Source organism: Streptomyces sp. NPDC002868 (assembly GCF_055563295.1).
Map to the genome: position 1 here is coordinate 1 of NZ_JBVHDR010000030.1, position 23589 is coordinate 23589.

Sequence of the window (23589 nt, forward strand, 5' to 3'; positions counted from 1 at the left end):
CAAGGCGATACAAAGGGAAACGGCTTCTGGCACAAGGGAGTTCCCTACGGCGCAAAGAGGGGACGCCCTCCGGCCCAGGGGTGCCCCCTGGGCCGACTCAGCCCACGGTGACGACGTGGGATTCCGCATCGCGCGTTCCCTCGTGCGCTGATCCACGCTGTGTGCATGACCGCTTCCCGTGCGCCGTACCAGATCACCTGAGACCAGAGGCGAATCGGACCAGATCACTTGAGACGCAGACCATATCGACGGAGACGGGACAGCCACAGACAGAACCGCCTGGGAACCCCGTGTCCCTTCTCATTTGATCTTGCCGCCGGGCGACGCCCTGACCTGCGACGAGACAACCTCAGGTGAGACACCGCCTCCGCCATGTCTCACCTGAAGTTGTCCGTCAGCCGCGCTTTCTTGAGGGCTCGAGCCGCTGTAGGGTCTACCCGCCTACGGCAGAGGCCGACTCGCTGGCCAGCGGCTTCTTTGCTGTCTCACAGTGACGGCGCAAGGCTCCGTCTCACGATCCTGTGGCACTTCCTCGATGCTCCGGCCGATGCCCCGAACCGGCGGCCAGCTAACCCGTGCAGGCTACGCGTTCCGCGCGTCGGCGAGCTTGTCCAGTTCGCGCATCGCCTCGGCGTGGGCGCTCATCCGGCTACTCACACTGCCGCTCGTGAAGAGCGCCACACCAGCGACCGACACCGGCACGGACAGCCCGAGCACCGCCAGGGCTTCAGGCCAGTCGCGTTCGTTCTGACACCAATCACGCCTTTGCAGGCCTTCGTTGGCCGTACCAAACTCGGTCAACAAGCGTGACTCGCACTCCGCGGGGTAACGGTCGCCGGGCTCCTCATCGACCTCGTACGGCGTGAGCAGCAACAGGGCACACCATGTCCACTGGAGCGCCGCCACAGCCAACAGACCGATACCCCAGGCGCGTATCCGCCGGGCCGAGTCGCGGAAGTCGAGGTCGTACTCACGTGATCGCATGGCGGACGAATCTAGCAGCGGGGTTATCGCAGCTAGGCAGGCGCCCGCCAGGCTCCTCCCTGAGTCCGTCTCACGTGACGTTGTCTCTGGCGTGCGAACCGAACAAGGTCAGGTGAGACGGAGGCAAGGTGTCATGAGACGAGACACCCCGCCCCCGCAGGTCACAGGCGGCATGGTGCGCGTGGGAGGGGAGTTTGCCCCGCCCGACATCCCGATGGTCACGGTGAGAACGGTCTTCATCCAGACAGCTCCAGCTACCAGTACAGCGGCCCTGGACCATCCTGAGCAAGCCACCGTGATCACCGGCCGTAGGTTCCCAAACACCTGAGGGGGCCAGGTGCTCCGCGTCGTTGCTCCGGAACTGGGCGACGGTGTGGTCGTGCTCGCGGCCAGTGAAGGCCCGCACGTGTGCGGACTGCAGTTTGGCCTCGTCGAGCACGGATGACCACCACACGTACCAGAGCGTTCCGACAGCGGTGTCGGGGTCGGCGTCCTTGCGTGCCAGGTCGTCGAGGAGGGGTCCCAGGCCTGCGGCTTCCAGCCGGTCGGTGAGTTGGTTGAGTTCAGGCATCTGCAGCAGGGTGTGGCGGTCGCTGTCGAGTTGTTGGATTGCCTGGGCGACTTCCTCTGTGGGTCTTGCCTCCCAGTCTTCGAGCCGGGCGCACATGGCTACAGCGGCCAGCTGGTTGTGCAGCTGGGCGAATTGCTCGAGTGCCTGCGCAACGCCGGGGACGGCCGAGGGGCTGGTCCCAGTTGTGGAAAGCGACTGCCAGTGAGTGCTCTGCTCTGCTGCCAGGGCGAGTTCGGTGTGAAGCGCTCGGCGATCTCGCAGGCCGTCACGGCGCAGAGTCCGCGCCTTCTTGACGAGGGAGCGGCGTCGCCACCAGCCGATGGGGTGGCCGTTTTCGGTGCGCCAGGCGCGGCTTGCGGTGGCGGCGACAAGGTGTGGGAGGTCGGTGCCGAACACGTCCTCATGGAAGCCGTCCAGGCTGCGGGCGACTTGTTGCAGGAGGGTGAGGAGTTCGTACCAGCCGCTGATGTCGGAGGCTGGGCGCAAGCCAGCCGCGACGACCAGAGCCTCCATGTCACGGCTGGTGTCGCGGAAGGCCGTGCCGACCAGTTGATCCAATCCGTCCAGCACCGGCTGGAGCTCTTCCACCGTACGGGCTCGGGTCTGCGACCAGGGCGACTCACCGCGCCGCATGCTCAAGCCCTGGCGCACGACGAAGTTGCGCAGGTCCTGTTGGGTCTGTCGGAGCGCGGCTCCGTGCAACTGGCGTAGATGTCGGCCTCGCAGTCGCGAGCGTGTGTGGTGGGCGCCCAGGCAGCCCAGCAGTTGAGTCAGGGCTTCATGTGCGCTGACCTGCCACGGGGCGTGGCGTTGCTGAAATTCGTCCACATGGCGGCGGGCCTGGTCGCGGTAGTGCTCCAGGTGTGCGTGCAGGTCGCCTTGCCGCGGCGGTGCTTCTTGTCCGGCTCGCTCCAGGCTTTCCTGCAACTGCTGTGCGATCTGACGCCGGTTGAGCTTGTTTCCGTGGAGGTCGAAGACGAGACCGTCGAGGTCGACGTGAGCCATACGGTCGGTGACGGCTTCGATGGCGGCGCGTTTCTCAGCGACGAAGAGTACGCGCTTGCCTTGTGCCGAGAACGCGGCGACGAGGTTGGCGATGGTCTGGCTCTTGCCTGTGCCTGGAGGGCCTTCGATGACAAGATGCTCGCCGGCCAGGGCAGTGCTGATGACTTGCTGTTGAGAGGCATCGGCATCGTGGACGAGGAACTCCGATCGGGGCGGGATCTCGTCGGCACCGGCCGGTTCCTGTGCCGATGTGCCGTGAGACAGGGACCGCGTTGCCGGTCCACCGCGTGCAGCACGGAAAGCCACGCGGGCGACCGAGCGGCGGACATGCCCGTGGCCCGGACCTCAGGTCCGGGCCACCGGGTTGCCGTCTGCATGACGGCGATGTTGTGCTACTTGTGGGGCGGAATGGCCGCGGCCGCGCCCCAAGCGCTCGGCGCCGCGCTGAACATCTCGGTGCTGCCTGGAAGTTGAGGATCCGCCGGAACATGGCCAGTCTGCCGTGCTGGTGGAGCGGGGGCGAAGACAAGGACGAGCGCTGCGGCGATCCGAGTCCGGGGCGCCGGGGAGTCGTCGCCTCTCGGTGTGCCAGGCGTCCATGTCGGCCTGCTGACACTGCTCGATGGTTCGGCCGCGGGCGGGGAGCCAGGCGAGGAAGGCAGCCGCCTGGGTGATCTGCTGTTTGGTGTGGTTGGACTGGGAGCGTCCCAGGGGAGCCTTCTCGGCCTTGGTTCTGAGGCGTCGCATCTGCTGCCAGGTGGCGATGCGGTGCAGAAGCCGGTGGTGTTCGGGCTCCCCGATCGTCGACAGTCGTTCGGTCAGCCAGCGCTGGTAGAGCAGAATTTGCCTCTACCGCGGTAGGACGCCGCTGTCGATCAAGAGGTCCCGCAGGTGGGCGACGGTTCGCCAGGGTGTTTCCTGATGTGGGTCGTTGTCTAGGAGAGCTTCGCGCGGAGGATTCAGTGTGGGCTCGGTTCCTGCCGCGCGGGCTCATGTTCTGTGCCGGCGCTGGCGGTTCTGGGTGCGATGAACCGTGTGGCCGCGAGCGCGAGGACCAGCATCCCGGCGCAGACGTGGCTGGAGACTTCGAGCGCCGTGGCCATGGCCTCGCGTGCGGCGTCCGCGGCCGCTGCCGTCTGTGGGGCGTTGGAGAGTGAGGGGATCACCGATCCGGCGCTCTGGGATGCGAGTGCGCTGAGCTGTTCGGCGTCCCGGTCCGAGAGCCCGGTGCTTGTGAGGCGGTCGCGGAGGCTGGAGGTGAGGGTGCTGAAGAACAGCGTTGTGAGTACAGCGATGCCGAGCGCGGCGCCCAGTTCGCGTGCCGCGCTCTGGATGCCCGACCCCTGTCCGGCGCTCTCGGCGGGTACGTCCACCAGGATGACGTTGGTGACTTGCGCCGTGGCGAACCCGACGCCGATGCCGTAGATGAACAGTGCGGTCGCGATCAGCCAGCAGGTGCTGTCGGTTGCGGCGATCAGTCCCAGCATCACCAGACCGGCGGCCTCCAGGAGCAGACCGATCCGTACCTGCGCCAGTGCGGAAGCGGTCATTGAGAAGCTCGCGCCGCTGGCGCAGAAACTGCCTGCGGCGAGGGCGACGAGCGCGAGCCCGGCTTGGAACGCGCTGTAGTCCAGAGCGAACTGCAGCCACAGCGGCATCACCGCGATGATGCCGAACTCGCCGAGGCCGACGAAGAGCGTCACGACGTTGCCGTTGCGGAAGGAGGGGATGGAGAGCAGCCGCACGTCCATCAGCGGCTCGTCATTCTTGCGGCCGAGCGCTGCCTGCCGGCGCCAGAACGTGAGCAGGACCAGGGCCGATACGAGGAAGGCGACGAGGACTGGAGAGGGACCGGCGCTCCACGAGAGCCTGCCGATGGACAGGGGCTCGGTGGTGATCAACCAGCCGTGGGTGCGTCCTTCGATCAGGGCGAATGCCAGAGAGCCGAGTCCGATCGCCGACAGGACGCCGCCGGGGCTGTACTGGTACGACTTGGTGAGCTTGCCCGCCACCTCTTCACCCAGAACCTGGTCCGGCAGCCCCAGACAGGTGTAATCGGTGGCCTACCCTCCGCGGTCTTGCTCACGGCGCGGTCCAGCGGGTCGAAGGTGTGCGTCGCGCTCCGCTCGATCACCTCTCCGCCCAAGGTGACCGACTCCTGCCGGCCGAACGGGTCGTTGTTGTAGCTGAAGGACGTGCCGCCATTCCTTGACGAGAGCAGCTTGGGCGGATTCTCACGTGCGCTGGCGGTGGGTACAGCATCGGAGCAGCAACTGCGTGAATCGCTTATGTCCCGCTGTTGCGCAATTCGCCGATGGCGAGGCTTGGCAGCGCACACATGATGGAAGCTCCTGTTCCGACACACTCTCATCCCCCTTCACCCGTTGCTCTTCGGGCGCCCGTAAAGGACACACACCAGCGCCATAGGCAGGGAGGCGTACATGGACGCCGCAGTACTAGTCGCGGGTGCCGGCCGGGCAGGGCTCGCCGTCCCTGAACAGAATGCGCGGCCCAGGCGACGCGCCGAGCCCCTGTGGGTCGATGCCCTTGGTGACGATGCATCAGCGTGGTTCGTGCGGTGCGTCAGGCGGTTCGTACGTTCGACTGGCTGCTGGCCTCACACGCCGCGCGCCCCGCTGCCTGGCGGCGATCAGGGGATGCGCACCGGCATCCAAGACTCGGTGGAACTGCGCTGGAAGCCGCCGTTATCCGTGGCAACGTCCCCGAAGAGGCAGCCGGCCGTGCGGATGACGCCCATGCTGCGCCGTGCCGCCGCTGGGTGGGCAGACCGAGGTGGACATGCCACCTCAATCCCTCATGAGAACGGTCCCGCTGCTCCGTTCGCTGGGCCAAGCCGTTCTGATCCGACCCTGGCCACGTTGCCTCGGTGCCGGACAGCGAGGAAGCCCTGCTTATCACGCCGAAGCGCTGTTTTGGCGCCTCAGAGCCAGATCCCCTAAGCAGATCTGGAGAAACTCAGCGAAGGAGACGAGACCGTTATGCACAGCAACTTGATCGTAGGACGGGTGGATTCCGGCGACACTGCGGCCCGCCATTCCCCCGTCGAAGCCATGGTCACGCGCCTCTACAACTGGGAGGCGCGCTCATGACCGGGCGGCGGGTGGCTGTAACCGGGGTCGGAGTCCTGGCGCCGGGCGGCAGCGGTGTCAAGGACTTCTGGAGCCTGCTGAGCGAGGGCCGGACAGCGACGCGAAGAATCACCTTCTTTGACCCATCGCCGTTCCGGTCCCGTGTTGCGGGGGAGATCGACTTCGTCCCCGAAACGCATGGGCTGGGCCCGCAGGAGATTCGGCGCATGGACCGGGCAGCGCAGCTCGCCGTGGTCACTGCGCGGGAGGCGGTGACCGACAGCGGTGTGGATCTGTCCGCGCTGGACCCGCACCGCATTGGGGTGACCATCGGCAACGCAGCGGGAGCCACCACGCGGTTCGAGGCAGAGTACCGCGTGGTGAGCGACAATGGGCAACGGCATCTGGTCGACCACGAATATGCCTCCAGGCACCTCTACAACTACTTTGTGCCTAGTTCATTGGCCGCAGAGGTTGCGTGGACCGTCGGGGCTGAGGGGCCGACGTCCGTGGTATCCACCGGCTGCACCTCCGGCCTCGACGCGGTCGGCCTCGCCTGTGAGCTGATCCGCGAGGGCTCCGCCGATGTGCTGATCGCCGGGGCGGCAGACGCGCCGATCTCGCCTATCGCCGTTGCATGCTTCGATGCGATCAAGGCCACGACGACGCACAACGACGATGCCGAGCACGCCTCGCGACCCTTTGATGCCACCCGCAACGGTTTTGTGCTCAGTGAGGGCTCCGCGGCCTTCGTCCTGGAAAACCTGGAGAGCGCCAGGCGGCGCGACGCCCACATCTACGGCGAGATCGCCGGATTCGCCACCCGGTGCAATGCCTTCCACATGACCGGATTGCGGCCGGACGGCCGGGAATTGGCCGAAGCCATCCGCACGGCGCTGGCGGAGGCCCGGCTGGGCCCGCAGGACATCGACTACATCAACGCGCATGGGGCGAGCACCAAGCAGAATGACCGGCACGAGACCGCAGCCTTCAAGAACAGTCTCGGTGACGACGCCTATCGGACGCCGGTGAGCTCCATCAAATCAATGGTCGGTCACTCGCTCGGCGCGATCGGCTCCATTGAGATCGCCGCGTGCCTTCTTGCCATGGAGCACAACGTCGTTCCGCCCACAGCGAATCTCCATACCCGGGATCCGGAGTGCGACCTGGACTATGTGCCTCTCACCGCCCGTGAGTGGCGGACCGACACGGCGCTCACCGTCGGCAGCGGGTTCGGCGGATTCCAGAGCGCCATGGTGCTGACTACCCCGGGGAGGGGTGCCGCGTGACCTCGTCCGTAGTGGTGACTGGCATCGGCGCCGCGGCACCCAACGGGCTTGGGCTGGCCGACTACTGGGCAGCCGTATGTGCCGGCAAGAGTGGCATCGGGCTCATCACCCGCTTTGATCCGTCGCCCTATCCGGCCTGGCTCGCCGGTGAAGTGCCCGGCTTCGCCGCGAGGGACCATCTGCCGGAGCACCTGCTTCCGCAGACCGACCGTATGACGCGGCTGGCCCTGGTGGCCGCGGACTGGGCTTTGGCCGATGCCGGTGTCAGGCCGGAGGAGTTTCCCGCTTACGACATGGGAGTGGTCACGGCCAACTCCACCGGCGGTGCTGAAGTCGGGCAGCAAGAGCTGGAGAGGCTCTGGACCAAAGGCCGTCGGCACGTCAGCGCATTTCTGTCCATCAGCTGGTTCTATGCGGTGAACACGGGGCAAATTTCCATCTGGAAAGGCCTGCGCGGGCCCGGCGGTGTGCTGGTCAGCGACCAAGCCGGCGGGCTTGACGCCATCGCTCACGCCCGGCGGCAGATCCGCAAGGGTACTCCGCTGATCGTCTCCGGCGGCGTCGATTCCTCGCTCTGTCCCTACGGGTGGGTGTGCCAGCTCGCCAGCGGGCGGGTGAGCACCATCCCGGAGCCGGACCGGGCTTATCTTCCCTTTGACGCGGCGGCATCTGGTCATGTGCCGGGCGAGGGCGGGGCGCTGCACATTCTGGAGGACGGCGAGGCCGCCCGTCGGCGTGGTGCCCGGATCTACGGTGAGATCGCCGGATACGGCTCCACGTTCGACCCGAAGCCCGGCCGCGACCGCTCTCCCGGCCTGCGCGCGGCAATCCACCTGGCCCTTCAAGACGCCGACCTGGCACCCGAGGGGATCGATGTGGTGTTCGCCGACGCGGCTGCGATGCCCGAGCTGGACCGCATCGAGGCCGAGGCAATCAGCGAAGTCTTCGGCCCACACGGTGTGCCTGTCACGGCGCCTAAGACAATGACCGGCCGAGTGAACGCCGGGGCGGGCCCACTGGATCTGGCCGCCGCTCTGCTGGCTATTCGCGACGGACTGATCCCACCCACCGTGAACACCACGCCGGATCCCGGCTACGAACTCGATCTGGTGACGGAGCGGCCACGGCCTGCGACGCTGCGGGCGGCGCTGGTGCTGGCCCGCGGATACGGCGGCTTCAACTCGGCCTTGGTCGTGCGCGGGACGCGCTGAATTCCGCTGAGGTCGAGGTAGCGCATCACGGTGTGCACCCGTCAACCGGAAGGCACAACAGAAGAGGAGCCAAGGAGATATGACCCACCAGACGTTCACCCTTGACGACCTGAGAGTGATTCTGCGCGAGGTAGCCGGGGCGGGCGAGAGCGCCGGCACCGATGGCGACATCCTCGACACCAGGTTTGAGGAGCTTGGCTATGACTCGCTTCTGCTGCTGGAGGCAGAGGTCCGGATCGGGGACAGGTACGGCATAGCGCTCGACGATCCCGGCATCGACCGCGCCCAGACCCCCCGGACAGTGATCGAGACCGTGAACGAGCTCCTCTCCCGCAAGGAAGGCGCTCACACATGACGACCAGCCCGATGCCCCAAGCCGGACCGGCGCCTGCCGCGGCAGATTCTCCCCCGGAGCCTGTGCGCACGGTGGACACCGCAGGCTGCTTCGACCATTCGTGGCGGGAGACTCGCATCATCGACAGACCGGTGGACCGGGTGTACGAGGCACTGCTCCAGGTCGCCGAGTGGCCCCTGCTGCTGCCGCACGTGCAGCAGATCGACGTCACCTATGACGACGGTCAGTACCAGGAGTTCTGGATGACGGTGGCCTCACAGTCCGGCGGTCCATCGGTGCGGGTGCGCTCCATCCGAAACTGCCGGTTCCCGCAGATCGAGTACTTTCAGCCGGAGCCGCCGCGCTTCCTGCGTCATCACGCGGGCATCTGGCGGCTCGCCCCGCACGGCGACAGCGCCGAACCTCCCGCCTGCCGAGTCGAGGTTGTCCATCTGTGGAACCTTGAACCGGGGAGCGCCGCCGAGATGTACCCAGCCGATGACGGCCGTTCCACCGCTCAGCGAGTCGAGGAGGTCCTTGCCAGCCACGCCCGGCTCACGCTGTCGTCCTGGCAAAGTGCCCTGAGCCACGGCGGGATGGGCTGAGCGGGATGCTGGTTTCTGAGCAGCTGACGATGGACGCGCCGATCGAGACGGTGTACGACCTGTTCGTCGATCTGGACCGATGGCCGGAGGTAATCCCCGAGATCGCGCACGTGGACGTCCACTACATGGACGGCTACAACCAGGAGTTCTCCATGACGATGCAGTGGCGGGGCCGCCAGGAGACGGTCCGGGGCGTGCTCTTCTGCCGCGCTCCATACGAGCTGGAACTCGTCCGGATCACTCCGCCGTCAGGCCTGTCACGCATGACGGGGCGGTGGGCGCTCGCAGAGGAGAACGGCCGCACAACTGTGACCGTTAGCCGCGATTTCCGTCTGCTGAACGATGACGCGCCACGGGAGGACGACGAGGAGTCCACAGCGGCGATGATACGCAGCCTGCTACGTCATGGCCTCGAGCTCTTCCGGGAGACCGCTGAACGCGCCCGGCAGCAATGAGGTCAGCTGTCTGGCCTGCAGCCCCGAGCGGTTGCGGGCCAGACCATTGACGGGACATCAGCCGCGCCTGTGCGCCCGCCGACGGCGGGGCAGCGGACAGACGGCTACCCTCGCGGGGTCTCCTGCGGAGCAGCGTCCGTCGGAACAAGGGCGACGACACGTGACCAGCCCGCGCCGGCGCCCGCGACCGCCACGGGGAAGCAGGCGATGGTGAAGCCGGTGGCGCCCGGCAGCCGGTCCAGGCGGGCGAGCTTCTCCAGCTGCAGATACTCTCGTTCCCGGCCATAGAGGTGAGCCGGCCACAGCACGGAGGCGTCTCCGCTCCGTTCGTACTCCTCAATCATGGCGGCCATGGGGCGGTCAAGGCCCCATGCGTCAATGCCAATGGTCTTGACGCCGCGCTCCACCAGAAAGGCGGTGCCGGCCCTGGAAAGCCCCGGGTAGGTGGTCAGATACTCGGCTGAGCCCCACAACCGGTCCGCGCCGGTCCACAGCAACGCGATGTCCCCCGGCGCGAGTTCGTGCTCGGCCGACTCCAGAGCGGCGGCGACATGATCGGCCGTCACCTCCTCGCCCGGCTGGACGTGGCGCACGTCCAGCCGGACGCCCGGCCCGTAACACCAATCCAGCGGCACCTGGTCAATGCTCTTCGCGGGGAGACCGCCGGAGAGCGGGCCATAGTGCAGTGGGGCATCCATGTGCGTGCCGGTGTGGGTGGTAAGCGTGACCGTCTCGTTGGAAATCGCCATACCGCCCGGGAATTCTTCGGGGCCCAGCCGCCCGCGCCCCAACACGGCGGCGCCGGCCCGGTGGTCCAGGACGTCAATGGTGACCGGGGTGGCCTCGCTGGGGGTGGGGCCGGTCACGACGCTCAGATCGATCAGACGCGGGCGGGGGGTGGGCGTTGCCGCCGGGGCCAGAGCGTCTTGGTGGCGTGATGCGTAGGGCATGGAGGTCCTCCAAGGCCGGGGGAAGGTCTGCGAAGGCGGTCAGGGGATGGGAACGGCTTCGATGATGCTGACAGGGGCGGCGGTGTCGACGACTCGGGCCAAGTCGAATCCGGCCTTGGCGAGGAGAGCGTCGTACTCGTCTTTGGTCCGCTCCTGTCCTTGCAGGAGGACGAGCATGGCAAAGTCCTGGGACTTGCTCGTGTGGGGGGAAACGCCAGGGGGAACGAGCAGCTCGATGAGCAGGAGCCGACTGCGGGGACGTGGCCCGTCGGCAGCTGCGGAGAATGTCGACGGCTTGCGCGTCGGGCCAGTTGTGAATAATCCACTTCAGCGGATAGAAGTCGCCCCCGTGCGGTACCTCCTGAAAGAAGTCGCCTGCCACCACCGTGCAGTGGTCGGTCAGCCCATGGTCGGCGAGGCGTTCCCGTGCGGCCTGCGCGACCTGCGGCGCTTCCAGGAGCACACCGGCCGCTTGGCGGCACGACTGCCAGGATCGCGCTGATCAGGGTCCCGTCCCCGCCGCCCACATCGACGATCACCTCGGCCCCGGCGAAGTCATATGCGTTAGCCACAGCGGTGCTGTGTATGCGGCCGGAGTCGGCCATCATGGCGTGGAAGAGGGCAGCGTGGCGGGGGTGGCTCTGCAGATAGCCGTAGAGGGGCTCGCCGTACGTGTGAGAGAACGCCGCGGCGCCGGGGCGCATGGTGTACATGGCATCGGTGAAGACCCGGGTGAGAAGCCGCTCGCAGGCGACCATGATGGCGCGGATCGACTGGGGGGTGATCTTTGCGCAGATGCGCTCCGAGCGGTGTCAGTCCGAATCGGCGTGGTCCGGTTTCCGTGAACACGCCGCTGCTGGCGAGCAGGCGCAGGAGGCTGTGGAGGGCCGTGGGGTCGCTCGACGTTGCCTTCGCAAGGTCGTCGACGTGACGCGGGCCGCCAGCCAGTTGGTCAGCGACTCCCAGCTCGGCCGCGATCTGCAGCGCCCGCGCCTGGATCATGGCATCGTTGAGCTCCAGGAGCTTGTCCGGGCCGACATCCGACTGCTGATCGTCAGTCATGGTCTCCCCTATGGTGGTCACGGTCGATCAGGCCGACCGCAGCGGCGCTGCGCGGCTCAGCATCCACCGTCACGACTTCTGCGGCATCAGCGAATTGCGCACTGATCTCGCATAGGTGGATTGGCTGATGCCCTGGAGACTTTGCGTATAGCCGATGCCCGTTTGCTGCTTCGCCCGTCGGCGTCGGCCAGGAGGGGCTCCGGAGTCTCAGTGGAGATGGGCCTGGCTACTCGCATCTGTGCGCTGGAGAGGGGTGCCAGCCTTGTAGGCCTGCGCCACACGGATCCACCAGGCCAGTTCCGTGTCGATGCTGCCACTTCCGTCCCGGATGCTCTCCTCATCGAGGGGGGCCGCCGCGGGAGGATGGGAGGGCCTAGCACCCTGGCGCCAGCCGAGTGCTGCTTCGCGCAGCTGGGCTGCTTCGACCAATGCCTCGAGCCCCTCGCCCGTCAGACCGCTGTTCTGGCCATGTTCCTCGGCCGTCTGACGGACTACGGGGTCGAAGTGGGGGCGCAGCGTCGTCCGCCAGTCATTCAGCTCGATCACCATGCGCCGCACACGATGGTGAGGGCTAAACCTCTTGCCCTCGGCGACAATGACGTTGGCAGGAGCGACGGGCCGGAGCACACCGTGCAGGGGGCGGAGGATGAAAAAGGCCCGCAACTGGCCCCACCAGTTGCGCAGCTCCGGCCAGCGCGGGACTGTGAGCGAGGCGACCAGCAGCAGTATGGACACCAGAGAGAAGACATTCACGGCCCGCGCCTGGACGGGGCTCAGGGCGTCTGAACCTGACAAGCCCGCGCTGAGCGTGAGGACCAGGGTGAGAGACACCCAGAGGGTGAACGTGGAGGCAGTGGCTGCGTAGAGGCGCAGGCCCCGTCGTAGCCAGGGCAGACCCGCGAAGTCCTCGCTGCCTGCCCAGGCGAAGCACCAGTAGGCCAGAGTGCCATAACCAATCGCGGCCGCCACAGTGGCGACCACCATGAGCGCGGCGACCGTAGGTTGGCCGGAGTAATGGATGGGGAAATCGAGCGGACGCTCTTCAGGCACCGACGACAGCGAAAACAACACCATGAGGACGATGATGACCAGGCCATAGGCGGTGAGGACCCTGCGCACCTTCGGCCGCGCCGACCGCGCTGGATAACGCCACAGCAGCGCCAGTGTCACACAGGCCCCAGCGCCTGCGCAGACAACCGAATACGTCACGATACGGGCCAGGTTGGATATCCCGGTGAACTCGCCGATCCATATCGCGTTCGCCGGTACGGAGAAGAGCTGCGCTACAGCGAAGGCACAGACCGTGCCCCACAGCGCCCACATTCTGGAATGTCTCCGGCGCGATCGCACCTGCCGCATCTTGTAGACGATGAGCACGGTCGCCATGAGCACGCCAAGAAGGGCGGTCATAGTCCTGAGGGCCACGATCCTCCTGCCTTGATTGTTCTCGTGCCAAGAACTTCGATGTACTGCCAATTCATGGGCGTTGCGCGGGGCGGCGGCCCGTGCTCGTGGAAGGGCCGTGATCGCCGCAGGCCGTCACGTGCGGCCGCCCGTGATCCAGGGCGCCCTCGCCCACCTCCGGCCATCCGGAGCCTTAGCCGTCCGGATCACTGCCGCCACCGAGCTTCTCCTGGGGGTCGGTCGCCAGCCCCTCCGCAATCCGCATCACATGTGCCGCCACGTCGGATGAGGCGAGATCATCTCGCTCCCACCGGCTTGTGGTCAGGCGTTCCAGCAGGGCGTCGGCGAACTCTTCGGCCTCCCGTTCCTCATCCCGCGTATGACAGGTTCGTCCCGCGATGATGCGGGCCATTGTGCCTGGCAGGTGTGGCATGAGGTGATGAAGGCCGTCGCTGGGGTTCAGGGTGACGGGTTGATGACCCAGGACTAGATGGGCGAGTTCATGCAGCAGGATTCCGAGCCGGTGGTACCAGGAGCGCGATTTGATGCAATAGACGATATATGTCCCGTCATCGCGTAATGCGGTGGCGCCACTGAGGCTGGTGTTCTGCATATGAACAAACCTCAGCACGACATCCGCCCCCAAGTGATCGCTCAGCACGCCGCCCACGCGTCGGCAGGCGTCCTTATAGGTCGCCGTCGGCGGGAGGTTGAATTGATCGATCAACCGCTTGCATAGCGCCCTGCGCTCATGCTGGTTCATGAAGACCGTCCCACTAGCCCAGATGGCGATCGCTATCATTCGGCTGCCCCTCTGGCTTGGCGACCTTCTTGGAAGAGAACGCCCAAGCAATATCGCCGGGCTCAACGGCCTGAACGAAGGCGTCAACTGCCTGTCTGCGCACCTGGGGACTCCACTGCGGTGCTTGTTCAGCAAGCCTGGTGACGAACTCGATAACCCCGGCATCCCGGAGAGCGATGTAGTCGTCGAGCTCTGCGTCGACTGCGGCAGCCAGTTCATCGTCAAGAAAATAAGCGACCCGTGCGCTGTCCCCATCTGCCAGGCCGAAGTGGCTGGCCAGCCCTTGTAGGTGCTTCAGCCGAGGATTGGGTAGTCGCGATTCCGGTGCTGTGGTGAGGAGTTCACGGATGTAACTGGAGGAGATCGAACCATATCTGCCGTCCTCGCTGATCGCCTGGGCAACCTCCTCCGGCGTGTACGGACCCCTACCCGGAGGATGGACGAGCCGGAACAGATGGCGCAGCTTACCCGGGAACGACTGGCGCGCCTGCTCGTCGCCCCTGCGTTCCCGCCGGCCGCCGACGAAGTAGGCGGGAGACACCCCGAGCGCGCTGGCCAGGTCCTGGATGGTCTGGAGCGTCGGGTTGTCGCGATGTCCCTTGCGTAGATGAGAGATATACCCGTCGGTGATGTCGCCGCCCAAAGCACTGACCAGCTGGGCGAGTTCGGTATTGGTGTACCGTCCACGACGGTTAACCGGGTGCAGACATAGATCGTTGAGGATACCCGCGAATGACCAGGCCACTCCGTCAGCCACAAGCACACCTCCGATGGGATGAGGAACTGCGCTATCTGGCGCTGGCTGTGCGCAGCCGCTTCTCTCACGTACAGCCCACCACGCTGGCAGGAACGAGAGCATCCCCAACGTCTGTCTACTACTGCGGAGTCCGTCCGTCAATATGCGTTACGCGGGTATGAAAAGGGTGTCCGGAGAGTACAAGGTCTTTTACGGCTGGTTGGACGAAGCGGGAAAAGTGCGCTCTGCGACCGCTTGTGACTCACCCACTCTGAAGGAGCGAGGTCGATCAAGTTGTCACCGGCCGCGCCGGGGGCCGGGGTATGTGGTTGAGGCGCACAAGTGGCTGGTCATGCCGCAGGCGGCGGAGTTTGTCGCTCATCGCTCACCGACGCCGTGCTGGTCGTCGATGAGACCGGCGACCTGAAGAAGGGCACCTGCACGGTGGGCGTGCAGCGCCAGTACGCCGGCACCGCGGTCGGATCGAGAACTCCCAGGTCGCCGTCTACCTCTACCTCGTCGACGCGACCGCGGCCGGACACGCGGCGATCGACCGGGAGTTGCACCCTCCCGTGCTCGAGGGACCGATGATGCGGACCGCTGACGGGTGGCCGGGATCCCCCAGGAGGTGGCGTTCGCCACCAAGCCGGCCCTGGCAACCGCGGTGATCACCGTAGCTGGACGCCGGGGACCTGGGCACACCGCTCTGCGCGCGGTGTTCTGCGCCTCTCGCCACCGTCCTGGAGGGTGAGGCGGCTCAGGCTTTCGGACTGTCAGGTCCACCTTCGCTCACCATGAGACCGGCACGGCGCGGGGCATGGTGATGATGTGGTCGAGGTCCCACTCCCCTTGTGCCTCGACCTGCCACTCCAACTCCGCCTCGGGCGCGCCCAGTTGCAGCGTCGGCAATCGGCTGAGCAGTCCGCCCAGCGCGATCTGCAGTTCCATGCGGGCCAGCGCCTGGCCGATACAGGCATGGACGCCGCCGCCCAACTGCAGGTGTGACCCGGCGTTGGCCCGTGTCACATCGAGCCGGTCCGGATCAGGGAAGACAGCCGCATCACGGTTGGCTGAGGCGGTCACCGGCAAGACCGTCTCCCCCCGCGGGAATCGTCACTCCGGACAACTCGACGTCGGCCAGGGTGGTCCTGGCAAAGGCGCCGGGTCCGAGAGGAACGAAACGCATCAGTTCCTCGACCGCGGTGGGCACCACCTCGGGCTTGGCGGCGACCAGGGCCAGTTGGTCGGGGTGGCGGAACAGTGCCAGGATCGACTACGACAGCTGGACCGACGTGGTGTGGTTCCCCCCGACGAACGTGATGAACACCAGCATGAGCAGTTCACGATCACTGAGCCGGTCGTCGCCGGCGCGCGCCTCGACCAGTCCGGTCAGTAGATCCTCCTCCGGGTGGCGACGCTTGCGTCTGATGAGGGTGAGCAGGTAGTCGCTTGCGTCCTGCATCGCGGCGGCCCTCTCCTCCGGGGTGGGACCCGATACCGCCGTGGTGGCGTCCAGCCAGGTGCGCAATCGGGCCCGATCTTCCTCGGGAATGCCGAACAACTCGCACATCACCGCGGCCGCCAGCGGATCGGCCAGCATCGAGACGAGGTCGGCCGGCGGGCTGTGCTCGACCATCACATCGAGCAGTCCGTCGACGATGGCCGTGACCCGCGGACGCAACCGCTCGACGCATTCCGCCGAGAACGCGTTCGACGCCATCCCAGGATACGGGTGTGCTCCGGCGGATCCAGGTTCGAGATCGACTCCGCGTCCTGCATGCTGACCGACACCGGTGTCGGCTGCTGCGGAGCCATGGCGGGAGCCGTGTTGGCCGCTCGGCTCAGGCGCGGATCGGACAACACCAATCGCACGTCGCCGTACCTGGTGACCAGCCACGCCTCGCGCCCGGTGGCCAACCGGACACGGGAGACGGGATCCTCGGCGCGCAGCCGGGACAGTTCCGGGGCGGCCTCCATCGACGGCGGCGTGTCGAACGGAAAGAGCGGCAAGGGTGTCTGCTCGGGCATGGACTTCCTCCTTGTGCGTTACTCGCAGCACGTGTTCGTCGATGGGAGTGACGCCCCCCGCAACGTGAGGAATTCGGCTCGGCTGGGGAGCGTCATGGACCGCCAGGATGCGGCGCGGCCGGAAGCTGACGTGATTCGATTTCACTGCGGTGAAACTGCGCGGTACATGGCGACGACCAACCGGCACTAGGTGCGGAGTATCAGACGGGCTGGGCCATGAAAGACCATGTCGGCGGCATATGTGACGGGTTCGTCGCCCAGGCGGAACCGTGGTACGCCCTCCAGCAGCGCGCTGAGGGCGATCTCCGCCTCAGCACGTGCCAGACCCGCTCCGAGGCAATAATGCGTGCCTATTCCGAAGCCGCAGTGTCTGCTGATGTTTCGCCGGATGTCGAGCGTGTCGGGATCCTGATAGCGACGAGGGTCGCGGTTGGCCGACCCCAGCACCAGTACGACCTTGTCCCCTCGACGGATATGGCGCCCCCCGAGTACTGCGTCCTGGCAAGCCCAGCGCGAGATCATTTGAACAGGTGTGTCATAGCGGATGAATTCCTCCACCGCGAGGGGCATCAACTCGGGGTTCGAACACAGTTCGCTGAGCACGTCAGGGTGGGCGAGCAGGGCCAGCGTCGCCTTGGAGATGAGGTTGGTCGTGGTCTCATGGCCCGCCGTGAGGAGATGGACGCAGGTGGCGACCATCTCGTCTTCCGTCAAAGGATCGCCGCGGTCGGCGGCCTGCACGAGTGCGGTCATCACGTCGTCGCGGGCTTCTGTGCGACGCTGCATCAGCGCCTGCCGAAAGAAGCCGTCCAGTTGCCGGGCGGCGCTCTCGGCCGATGCGTAGGCATCCGCCGACCTGTGGACGCGTGAGGTACTCGCCTCCTGTATGGCCACCGCACACTTGCGGAACCACTGGCAGTGCCGGTCGTCGACGCCCAGCAACCGCGAGACAACGGCAATGGGAAGGGGGGCCGCGAAACGGTCCACCAAATCGAAGGCCGCCCTACCCCTGAGATCTCGGACAAGGTGATCCGCGCTCTCTCGGATGCGAGGGCGGAGGTCGTTCACGGCATCGGCCGAGAAAGCCCCGCCGAGCAGTGCGCGCAGCCGGGTGTGCTGCGGCGGGTCCATGAAGACCAGCCAGTTCTCGACCATGGAGCGCAGAACGCCGGTGCCTGGCGGCAGGATCGGACGGGTCCGGATGTCGGCGGCGGCGCCGCGCGCGCCATGCCCCAAATCCCGGTGCGTGAGCGCCCGTGCGACGTCATCGTGACGGAAGACGTACCACATGTCGGGCATTGCGGGTTCCGCCGCCCGGACTCGATGAATCGGGTCCTCCTCCCGGTATCGACGGTAGAAGGGGTAGGGATCGGCGATGTCCGGGCAACGCAAGGGGTCGAACCGGTCAAGAACCTGCTGAGTCATATCCACTCCTGGTTCCATGTGCCCCTCACGGGTGGCAAGGGTCGGTCGCCCGGAAATACTCGGCGTAGTAAGCCATGAGCTCCGGAACGCTGTTCGGGACGGCCGCGCACTTGCGGGCACGGGCAGCGAGATGCTCAAAGCGCAGCGCGATCGACCTGAAGGCCACGTACGGCCGGGCTACGTACCCGGGCGCCGCGTCCAGTTCGAAGGAGGGGCCGGCGGTCTTGCCACGCCGTCCTGAGGGCATGGTCACCAGCAGTTCGCCGAGTGGGCGCATCATGCCCGTCATGACATCGATGGACGCGTTCATGAGCTTGGAACGCCGGAGGCTGGCCTCGGGCGACCTGCCGTAGTGCTGGATCATGAGCTGAAGCATCAGGAAGTAGGAGTGGTTGAACAGCTGCATCACCGTTCTGGCATCGTGGTTGGTGACGAGCTCCTTCGTTCCGTCGATCCTCGACAGTGTGGGATTGCGCATAACCGGATATGCCGGGCTCCAGAGCTTCTGGCCCTCCTGGGACTGCTGGAACTGCTCCCTCACCAGGACGTCATGCATGTGCCGGAAAGCTTCGAAATGTGATCTTCCGGCAGGCTTGGCCGAGGGGGGTAGGACGTTTCCCTCTCCTTGCTCAGTGATGAGGTCGACCGCAAACAGAGCGCTGGCCACGTCGTCGACCTCGAGCTGGTAGTCCGGATGTGCCGCGTTGACGGACTCGCGCAGAAAGAGATGGTGCTCTGGCCCGCCGTGCCCCTTGTCCACCATGAAGAGGTCCGAAATGGCTGCGATCGCACCGCGGATGGCGCCGTAGAGCTCGCTCAGGGAGCTGTAGGCATAGGACGCGTCCGGCCCTGCGTGGTCGCCGGTGTGATCGGGCGACAGGTCGCAGGTGAGGCGGTCCGGCTGCTCGATCGCGATGAATCTCTGCAGGCTGCCGACGCCGAACGGCTCAAGGGCTAGGTCCACGGGGATCGGCAGCCGGTGGTTGATGTCGGCGAAGTCCACGGTCGGAACGTGGAACGGCTCCCCGATGGCCAGGATGATGTTGTTGACGGCGAGGAAATGGATCATTTCCTCCTTCGCCACCTGGAGCAGGAGGCCCCTGATTCCCTGATCGAGCCCCTCGGTGCCGTCGCCGCAGACGAGCGTCAACTGCTCGGGCGTCCACAGGCCACGCTGTACGTACTCCTGTCCGGTCCCGCGCACCGGGAGCGAATAGGCCGCGTAGATGTACTGCATCATCACCGCGAGCTCGATGGTCGCGGCGTGCCGCAGGGCGGCGCAGAGCCCGGTACGGGTCGTGATCGCCGTGCGTGCGCGGTTCGGTGCCGATACCGGAGCCGGTGGGTGAACGGCCCGCTGCTCGCGGCGCAGATACTTCAGCAGGAGGCGGGCCTTCGGCTCCGACATGTCCCGGGTGGGCGGCATGTAGTACGTCTTCGCCTTGTTCCGGGGGTCGCTCATCTGCCAGATGAGCCGGGCGTAGGTCTCGACCTTGCACCGGTCCGCGAGGCTGAAGACCTCCTGGCCCATGAACGAGAAGCAGAGTTCGTAGTAGGCGAAGACCTCCCGGTACACGAGGTCGTACGTGACGTCGTCGGCGTCGATGTCGTCCAGGTGCCAGTCGTCGGGGAGCACCCGTACGGCGAGGGAGCCGGCCGCGGCCCAGAACCCGAGCGCGTCGTCGTTGTCGTAGGCGGTACGGGCGGAGCCCGGCAGGTCGAGGTCGCACGGCAGGTTCCCGGGATCGGCCGACAGGAGCACCCGTGCGGTTCCGGCGCGGGCGCCGCGTACGGTGAACCAGCCCTGTCCCCGCTCATCGGTGGGGATTACGCATGCCGTCGTGCACGAGCCGGTGCCGGTCAGCCGGCCGGGGCGGAAGCGGACGATGTCGAGGTCCGCGCACCGCGCGCCGGGTGCCGTGGCGGTCCTGTCCAGGGGAAGCGCCTTGGGGTTGAAGACCTGCCGCACATGGACCGCGTCGACCGGCGCCGGGACGCCTCTGACGAACGAGCGGACCAGCACTTCGACGGCGTGGTCCACGCCCTGCCGCGGATCGGGATGTTCGAGGAAGAGGCAGGCGTCGTCGACCTGGATGTTGATCTCCTCTTCGTCGAGCAGCACGGCGTGATCACCATGAGGGCCCGTCCCCCTGAGGCACAGGCCCTGCTCCCCGACGTCGCGCCGCAGCGTCTCGTACGGTGCGGCAAGGGGAACCGTCACGATTCCGCTGGTCAGCGCGAGGGCTTCGGCCGTGTACGCCCGGCGCGGGACCCGTGCCACCAGGCGATCGGTCCGCACCGTGCGCAGTTCCAGCTCGCCCGCGCATCTCACCGGGCCCAGCAGGTGGGTCGGTCCGGGCCCGGGCACGGTGGTGCGCCGGGAGACCGGCACCGCCGTGATCATGTTCAGGACCGCTCCCCCGGCCGTCACCGTCACGGTCAAGTTGTGCAGGGGCGCAGTCCGCCCGCGGTGGTCCGTACCCCTGGGGGCCAGCAGCCGGCCGGCCGGATAGGTGGTGAACTCGCGCTCGCGCCAGGGGGCGATCGAACCGCGCACGTCCCAGGAGTTCGGCTCGTCCGGGGCCGTCGGAGTGGCCATGTTGCTCAGGGCGAACTGGACCACCACACCGGCTGCCTCGTGAGACTCCACGGCGTCGCGCAGCGCGGTCACCGCCGGGGACACCGACGTCTCCGCGAGCCACGCCAGGCCGGCCTCCTCACGGACCACGAACTGGTAGACGGTCGAGCGCCGGAACTCCTGCTCCAAGTAGTGCCCGCCCACCTCCCGGATGTAGTCGAAGTTGTGCCACCTGGGCGGCTGCGTGCCGACGACGTCGCCGACGAACATGTATCCGTTCTCGTGCGACCGTCCTTCGCGGCCGAAGCAGAACTGGCCGACCATGACTGCGGTCGTCCAACGGGAGGCGGGATCGCAGTCGAAGATCCGGGCGCGGTTGAACGTCGTCCCCAGGTATGCGTTGTGGTGCCCCCACATGTCCACGCTGCGTCCGACCGCCGGGTCCTGGAGGTCGACGCCCTCGGGGCCTTCCGTACTGACGATCCTCGCGTCGATCCAGAAGTGGCCGTTGCCGCCGAAGTTCCATCCCTTCGAGGCGCTGAAGATCCCGTCCGGCACGACACGGCCGGACGCGTCGAAACGCGGTCCCCGGTTTTCGAGATATTCGTGGTAGTCGCTCGCCGGGCGCTCCGCGGGGAACGGCCCGCCATCGGTGAGTGCCGTGTTCGTGCTCAGATCGACAAGCCCCTTCCCCGGCCCGGTCGGCAGTTTGGTGACGGCGGTTCCGGAGAAGTGCAGACGCGGCAGGTCGAATATGCTCAAGAGGTGAACTCCTCATCACGCCCGACTCTATTCCCGGGCGTTCCCGGGCTTCCTGAAGCTCAAAGCGATTGCAAACGCTAGGCCTCGCCATCACTCCCGGAAAGCCGGTCGCCGCTGGATAGAAACAGGATGAGACAAAGGATGTACCGGCGTTCGCCCTACGCGGTACACCCCCGGTCTATTTCCCTGGCCCGGTCCCGTTTCGATTACGGAACGACGGAGGCGAATCTTACGATTCGGGGTGCGCCCGCAACCGATTCGGCTTTGCCCCGCGTCAACGAATTCTCCCAGCATGGCGGTGACTGGCCCCCGGAGCTGAGTCCGCCCGGCTGGACCGGGATACGACGAGGCGCCGCATGGCGCACTGCCTCCGGATTCGTCACCCCGTCACGAAAATCTTGACTGAGCCAGGGGCTGAGGCCGGGGGTGGGCGTATTCGTTCTTCCCATGGCTCACGCCCCTGGCCAGCCACAGCGGATAATCCTTCATACGCTGCGTGTCGACCGTGACCCTGGCCGAGAAGTACCGCATGACGATTCCGGTGCGCGGCCGCCCGGAGGTGTTCGGGCTGGCACCGTGGACGATCCCCCCGTCGTGCAGCGATACCTGACCGCGTGCCAGTACCAGGTCGACCGCGTTGGCCTCATCCACGGTGACCTTGTGATCGTCGGCGTCCGGGCGTTCCCACTGCCGTTCCCGGTGGCTTCCCGGGATCACGCGCACGCATCCGTTGTCGGGTGCCGAACCGTCGACGGAGACCCAGACGTTCACCACCGTGTCCAGGTCGTCGAGGACCATGCGCAGGTAGCTGTTGTCGGTGTGCCACGGTGTCGCCTTCCCGACCTTCACAGCCTTGGCGAACAGCTGGGTCGAGCCGAACACGATGTCCGGTCCGACCAGCGGCTCGACCAGGTCCAGCACCTCGCCCGCCAGCGTGAATTCCAGCAGCCGCGCATCGCGAAGGTGCGGATTGTCCATGCCGTCCGATGCCTCCGGCCCGTGTTCCGCGACGATCTCGGCCAGGACCTTCTGGAGCCCGGAGAGCTTCACTTCGTCGAACGTGTAACCCTCGGGAATGCAGTAGCCGTCCTCCCGGTATTTCCTGCACAGCGAGGAAGTCATCTCAGCTCTGGTGCGCACTCTTTGCCCCTCTCACTGAACCTTTTGCGAGCGGTGCCCCGACTGCTGCCGTGGTCTGCGTACAAGTGTGAGTCGGTGCACCTGGCCGGCCGCAAGGGCATCGGCCGAGAATGCGCCGGAGATGTACCACGGCGGCGCATTCAGCTACATCCAAGGTCCCGTTGTTTTTCCCGAGCACGAGGATTTGATTGTCGGATCCGGCGGTCCGTGCCTAGCGTGTGGATGCGGCGCCATCACATTGATTAGTCAGGCCAAGACGATTGGGAAACGCCATGGAGTTCTGGCTCGGGGCCTCATTCTGCGACACCGGCGAGCTCCTCGATCTCGCGCAGGCGGGCGACCGGCTCGGGTACCACACGGTCTCGATCTCGGACCACCTGTTCTACGCGGACTACGAGGCGCGCTATCCCTACTCCGACACCGGCGAGGCGCCGTACACGGCGGACATGCACTGGCCGGACGTGTGGGTGACGATCGGCGCGATGGCGGCCGTCACCGAGCGGCTGCGCCTGGCCACCAACGTCTACATCGCGCCGGCCCGGGACCTGTTCACCGCCGCGAAGGCGGTGTCGACCGCCGCCGTGATGTCCGACAACCGGGTGACCTTCGGCATCGGCGCCGGCTGGTGCAAGGACGAGTTCGTCCAGACCGGCCAGGACTTCCACACCCGTGGCAGGCGGCTGGACGAGATGATCCCGGCGCTGCGCACGCTGTTGCAGGGCGAGATGGTCGAGCACCGCGGCCAGTGGTACGACTTCGGCCCGCTGAAGATCGCCCCGGTGCCCTCCCAGCCGGTCCCGGTCTACCTCGGCGGGGACAGCGACGCGGCCCTGCGCCGGACCGCCCGCCTCGCCGACGGCTGGATCGGCAACCGCCTCTACACCGAGGACCAGCTCACCGCCGTGCTGGCCCGGCTGAAGCGGTTCCTCGCCGAGCACGGCCGCACCCTCGACGACCTCAAGGTGATCGCGCCGATCGGCGCGACGCCCGACGTCGACCTGTGCCACAGGTGGGCCGACCGCGGCGTCGACGGGACCCTGGTCGCGCCGTGGTGGGTCGCCGGCCTGCACGACAGGGCCCGCTACGGCGACGGCATCGGCCTCAAGACCGCCTTGCTGGAGCGCTTCGCCGAAGAGGTCATCGCCAAGATCTGAGGGAG

At 66.6% G+C, this 23589-nt stretch carries 17 protein-coding genes and 6 pseudogenes; 8 read left to right on the forward strand and 15 right to left on the reverse strand.

Features of this window, described 5'->3' with window-relative positions:
- Window positions 1–582: 582 nt before the first annotated feature.
- From ACZ3H8_RS37595 to ACZ3H8_RS37605, 3 genes and pseudogenes are all read right to left on the reverse strand, one after another.
- On the reverse strand, window positions 583–984 hold the full coding sequence (locus tag ACZ3H8_RS37595) for a hypothetical protein (RefSeq protein WP_467409469.1): 402 nt from the start codon (window positions 982–984) through the stop codon (window positions 583–585).
- A gap of 70 nt (window positions 985–1054) precedes the next feature.
- Window positions 1055–2866, reverse strand: a complete 1812-nt coding sequence (locus ACZ3H8_RS37600; protein WP_467409471.1) for an AAA domain-containing protein — start codon at window positions 2864–2866, stop codon at window positions 1055–1057.
- Window positions 2867–3519: 653 nt separating this feature from the next.
- Window positions 3520–4533 (reverse strand): annotated as a pseudogene (locus tag ACZ3H8_RS37605) (MFS transporter); the annotation flags it as partial.
- A 1133-nt stretch (window positions 4534–5666) separates the two neighbouring features.
- Between ACZ3H8_RS37605 and ACZ3H8_RS37610 the strand changes: the two are divergent.
- The 5 genes from ACZ3H8_RS37610 (at window position 5667) to ACZ3H8_RS37630 (ending at window position 9543) form a co-directional block, all read left to right on the forward strand.
- On the forward strand, window positions 5667–6938 hold the full coding sequence (locus ACZ3H8_RS37610) for a beta-ketoacyl-[acyl-carrier-protein] synthase family protein (RefSeq protein WP_467409472.1): 1272 nt from the start codon (window positions 5667–5669) through the stop codon (window positions 6936–6938).
- Complete coding sequence (locus ACZ3H8_RS37615; RefSeq protein ID WP_467409474.1) at window positions 6935–8149, forward strand: ketosynthase chain-length factor; 1215 nt, start codon at window positions 6935–6937, stop codon at window positions 8147–8149. The genes ACZ3H8_RS37610 and ACZ3H8_RS37615 overlap by 4 nt, the downstream gene beginning before the upstream one ends.
- Window positions 8150–8228: 79 nt before the next feature.
- A complete protein-coding gene (locus tag ACZ3H8_RS37620) occupies window positions 8229–8504 on the forward strand; it encodes a phosphopantetheine-binding protein (protein WP_467409475.1) in 276 nt (91 codons plus the stop codon).
- Entirely contained in the window at window positions 8501–9088 is a 588-nt protein-coding gene (locus ACZ3H8_RS37625) for an SRPBCC family protein (RefSeq protein WP_467409477.1), read from the forward strand. Before ACZ3H8_RS37620 ends, ACZ3H8_RS37625 begins: the two co-directional genes overlap by 4 nt.
- A 5-nt stretch (window positions 9089–9093) precedes the next feature.
- Window positions 9094–9543, forward strand: coding sequence for an SRPBCC family protein (locus tag ACZ3H8_RS37630; protein WP_467409479.1), 450 nt, complete (start codon window positions 9094–9096; stop codon window positions 9541–9543).
- Between the two features lie 104 nt (window positions 9544–9647).
- On the opposite strand, the gene ACZ3H8_RS37635 is transcribed toward ACZ3H8_RS37630, so the two are convergent.
- The 7 genes and pseudogenes from ACZ3H8_RS37635 to ACZ3H8_RS37665 form a co-directional block, all read right to left on the reverse strand.
- The gene (locus ACZ3H8_RS37635) at window positions 9648–10493 is read right to left on the reverse strand and encodes a cyclase family protein (protein WP_467409480.1); all 846 of its coding nucleotides are present in this window, start codon (window positions 10491–10493) and stop codon (window positions 9648–9650) included.
- A 39-nt stretch (window positions 10494–10532) separates the two neighbouring features.
- Window positions 10533–10956, reverse strand: a pseudogene (locus ACZ3H8_RS37640) (methyltransferase).
- Window positions 10957–11029: 73 nt separating this feature from the next.
- Window positions 11030–11251, reverse strand: a pseudogene (locus ACZ3H8_RS37645) (hypothetical protein); the annotation flags it as partial.
- Between the two features lie 94 nt (window positions 11252–11345).
- A pseudogene (locus ACZ3H8_RS37650) lies at window positions 11346–11555 on the reverse strand (methyltransferase family protein); the annotation flags it as partial.
- A gap of 207 nt (window positions 11556–11762) precedes the next feature.
- Window positions 11763–12965, reverse strand: a complete 1203-nt coding sequence (locus tag ACZ3H8_RS37655; RefSeq protein WP_467409481.1) for an MAB_1171c family putative transporter — start codon at window positions 12963–12965, stop codon at window positions 11763–11765.
- Window positions 12966–13152: 187 nt separating this feature from the next.
- Window positions 13153–13761 (reverse strand): hypothetical protein, encoded by a 609-nt coding sequence (locus tag ACZ3H8_RS37660; protein ID WP_467409483.1) that lies wholly within the window; start codon window positions 13759–13761, stop codon window positions 13153–13155.
- Window positions 13736–14518, reverse strand: coding sequence for a helix-turn-helix domain-containing protein (locus ACZ3H8_RS37665; RefSeq protein ID WP_467409484.1), 783 nt, complete (start codon window positions 14516–14518; stop codon window positions 13736–13738). Before ACZ3H8_RS37665 ends, ACZ3H8_RS37660 begins: the two co-directional genes overlap by 26 nt.
- Window positions 14519–14893: 375 nt before the next feature.
- Here ACZ3H8_RS37665 and ACZ3H8_RS37670 point away from each other — a divergent pair.
- Window positions 14894–15167 (forward strand): annotated as a pseudogene (locus tag ACZ3H8_RS37670) (transposase); the annotation flags it as partial.
- Between the two features lie 119 nt (window positions 15168–15286).
- Here ACZ3H8_RS37670 and ACZ3H8_RS37675 read toward each other — a convergent pair.
- A pseudogene (locus ACZ3H8_RS37675) lies at window positions 15287–15595 on the reverse strand (cytochrome P450); the annotation flags it as partial.
- A gap of 175 nt (window positions 15596–15770) precedes the next feature.
- Window positions 15771–16217 (reverse strand): cytochrome P450 family protein, encoded by a 447-nt coding sequence (locus tag ACZ3H8_RS37680; protein ID WP_467409485.1) that lies wholly within the window; start codon window positions 16215–16217, stop codon window positions 15771–15773.
- Between the two features lie 57 nt (window positions 16218–16274).
- Between ACZ3H8_RS37680 and ACZ3H8_RS37685 the strand changes: the two genes are divergently transcribed.
- Window positions 16275–16715: a hypothetical protein gene (locus ACZ3H8_RS37685; RefSeq protein WP_467409487.1), complete on the forward strand. Its 441-nt coding sequence runs from the start codon at window positions 16275–16277 to the stop codon at window positions 16713–16715.
- Here ACZ3H8_RS37685 and ACZ3H8_RS37690 read toward each other — a convergent pair.
- The 3 genes from ACZ3H8_RS37690 to ACZ3H8_RS37700 all read right to left on the reverse strand — a co-directional run bounded on the left by ACZ3H8_RS37690 (window position 16712) and on the right by ACZ3H8_RS37700 (window position 22430).
- Window positions 16712–17950 (reverse strand): cytochrome P450, encoded by a 1239-nt coding sequence (locus tag ACZ3H8_RS37690; RefSeq protein ID WP_467409488.1) that lies wholly within the window; start codon window positions 17948–17950, stop codon window positions 16712–16714. The genes ACZ3H8_RS37685 and ACZ3H8_RS37690 overlap by 4 nt on opposite strands.
- A 25-nt stretch (window positions 17951–17975) precedes the next feature.
- Window positions 17976–21290: a ferritin-like domain-containing protein gene (locus ACZ3H8_RS37695; protein WP_467409489.1), complete on the reverse strand. Its 3315-nt coding sequence runs from the start codon at window positions 21288–21290 to the stop codon at window positions 17976–17978.
- 387 nt (window positions 21291–21677) lie between these two features.
- Window positions 21678–22430: a phytanoyl-CoA dioxygenase family protein gene (locus ACZ3H8_RS37700; RefSeq protein ID WP_467409491.1), complete on the reverse strand. Its 753-nt coding sequence runs from the start codon at window positions 22428–22430 to the stop codon at window positions 21678–21680.
- Window positions 22431–22702: 272 nt separating this feature from the next.
- Here ACZ3H8_RS37700 and ACZ3H8_RS37705 point away from each other — a divergent pair, with 272 nt between their 5' ends.
- Window positions 22703–23584, forward strand: a complete 882-nt coding sequence (locus tag ACZ3H8_RS37705; RefSeq protein WP_467409492.1) for a TIGR03619 family F420-dependent LLM class oxidoreductase — start codon at window positions 22703–22705, stop codon at window positions 23582–23584.
- Window positions 23585–23589: the final 5 nt, after the last annotated feature.

Bases quoted from the DNA above. Each gene is read 5' to 3' on its own strand.
- ACZ3H8_RS37705 (WP_467409492.1), top strand. From the start codon at position 22,703: ATGGAGTTCTGGCTCGGGGCCTCATTCTGCGACACCGGCGAGCTCCTC.
- ACZ3H8_RS37635 (WP_467409480.1), bottom strand. From the start codon at position 10,493: ATGCCCTACGCATCACGCCACCAAGACGCTCTGGCCCCGGCGGCAACG.
- ACZ3H8_RS37610 (WP_467409472.1), top strand. From the start codon at position 5,667: ATGACCGGGCGGCGGGTGGCTGTAACCGGGGTCGGAGTCCTGGCGCCG.
- ACZ3H8_RS37595 (WP_467409469.1), bottom strand. From the start codon at position 984: ATGCGATCACGTGAGTACGACCTCGACTTCCGCGACTCGGCCCGGCGG.
- ACZ3H8_RS37630 (WP_467409479.1), top strand. From the start codon at position 9,094: ATGCTGGTTTCTGAGCAGCTGACGATGGACGCGCCGATCGAGACGGTG.
- ACZ3H8_RS37690 (WP_467409488.1), bottom strand. From the start codon at position 17,950: ATGACTCAGCAGGTTCTTGACCGGTTCGACCCCTTGCGTTGCCCGGAC.
- ACZ3H8_RS37680 (WP_467409485.1), bottom strand. From the start codon at position 16,217: ATGGCGTCGAACGCGTTCTCGGCGGAATGCGTCGAGCGGTTGCGTCCG.
- ACZ3H8_RS37620 (WP_467409475.1), top strand. From the start codon at position 8,229: ATGACCCACCAGACGTTCACCCTTGACGACCTGAGAGTGATTCTGCGC.
- ACZ3H8_RS37625 (WP_467409477.1), top strand. From the start codon at position 8,501: ATGACGACCAGCCCGATGCCCCAAGCCGGACCGGCGCCTGCCGCGGCA.
- ACZ3H8_RS37655 (WP_467409481.1), bottom strand. From the start codon at position 12,965: ATGACCGCCCTTCTTGGCGTGCTCATGGCGACCGTGCTCATCGTCTAC.
- ACZ3H8_RS37685 (WP_467409487.1), top strand. From the start codon at position 16,275: ATGCTGACCGACACCGGTGTCGGCTGCTGCGGAGCCATGGCGGGAGCC.
- ACZ3H8_RS37660 (WP_467409483.1), bottom strand. From the start codon at position 13,761: ATGATAGCGATCGCCATCTGGGCTAGTGGGACGGTCTTCATGAACCAG.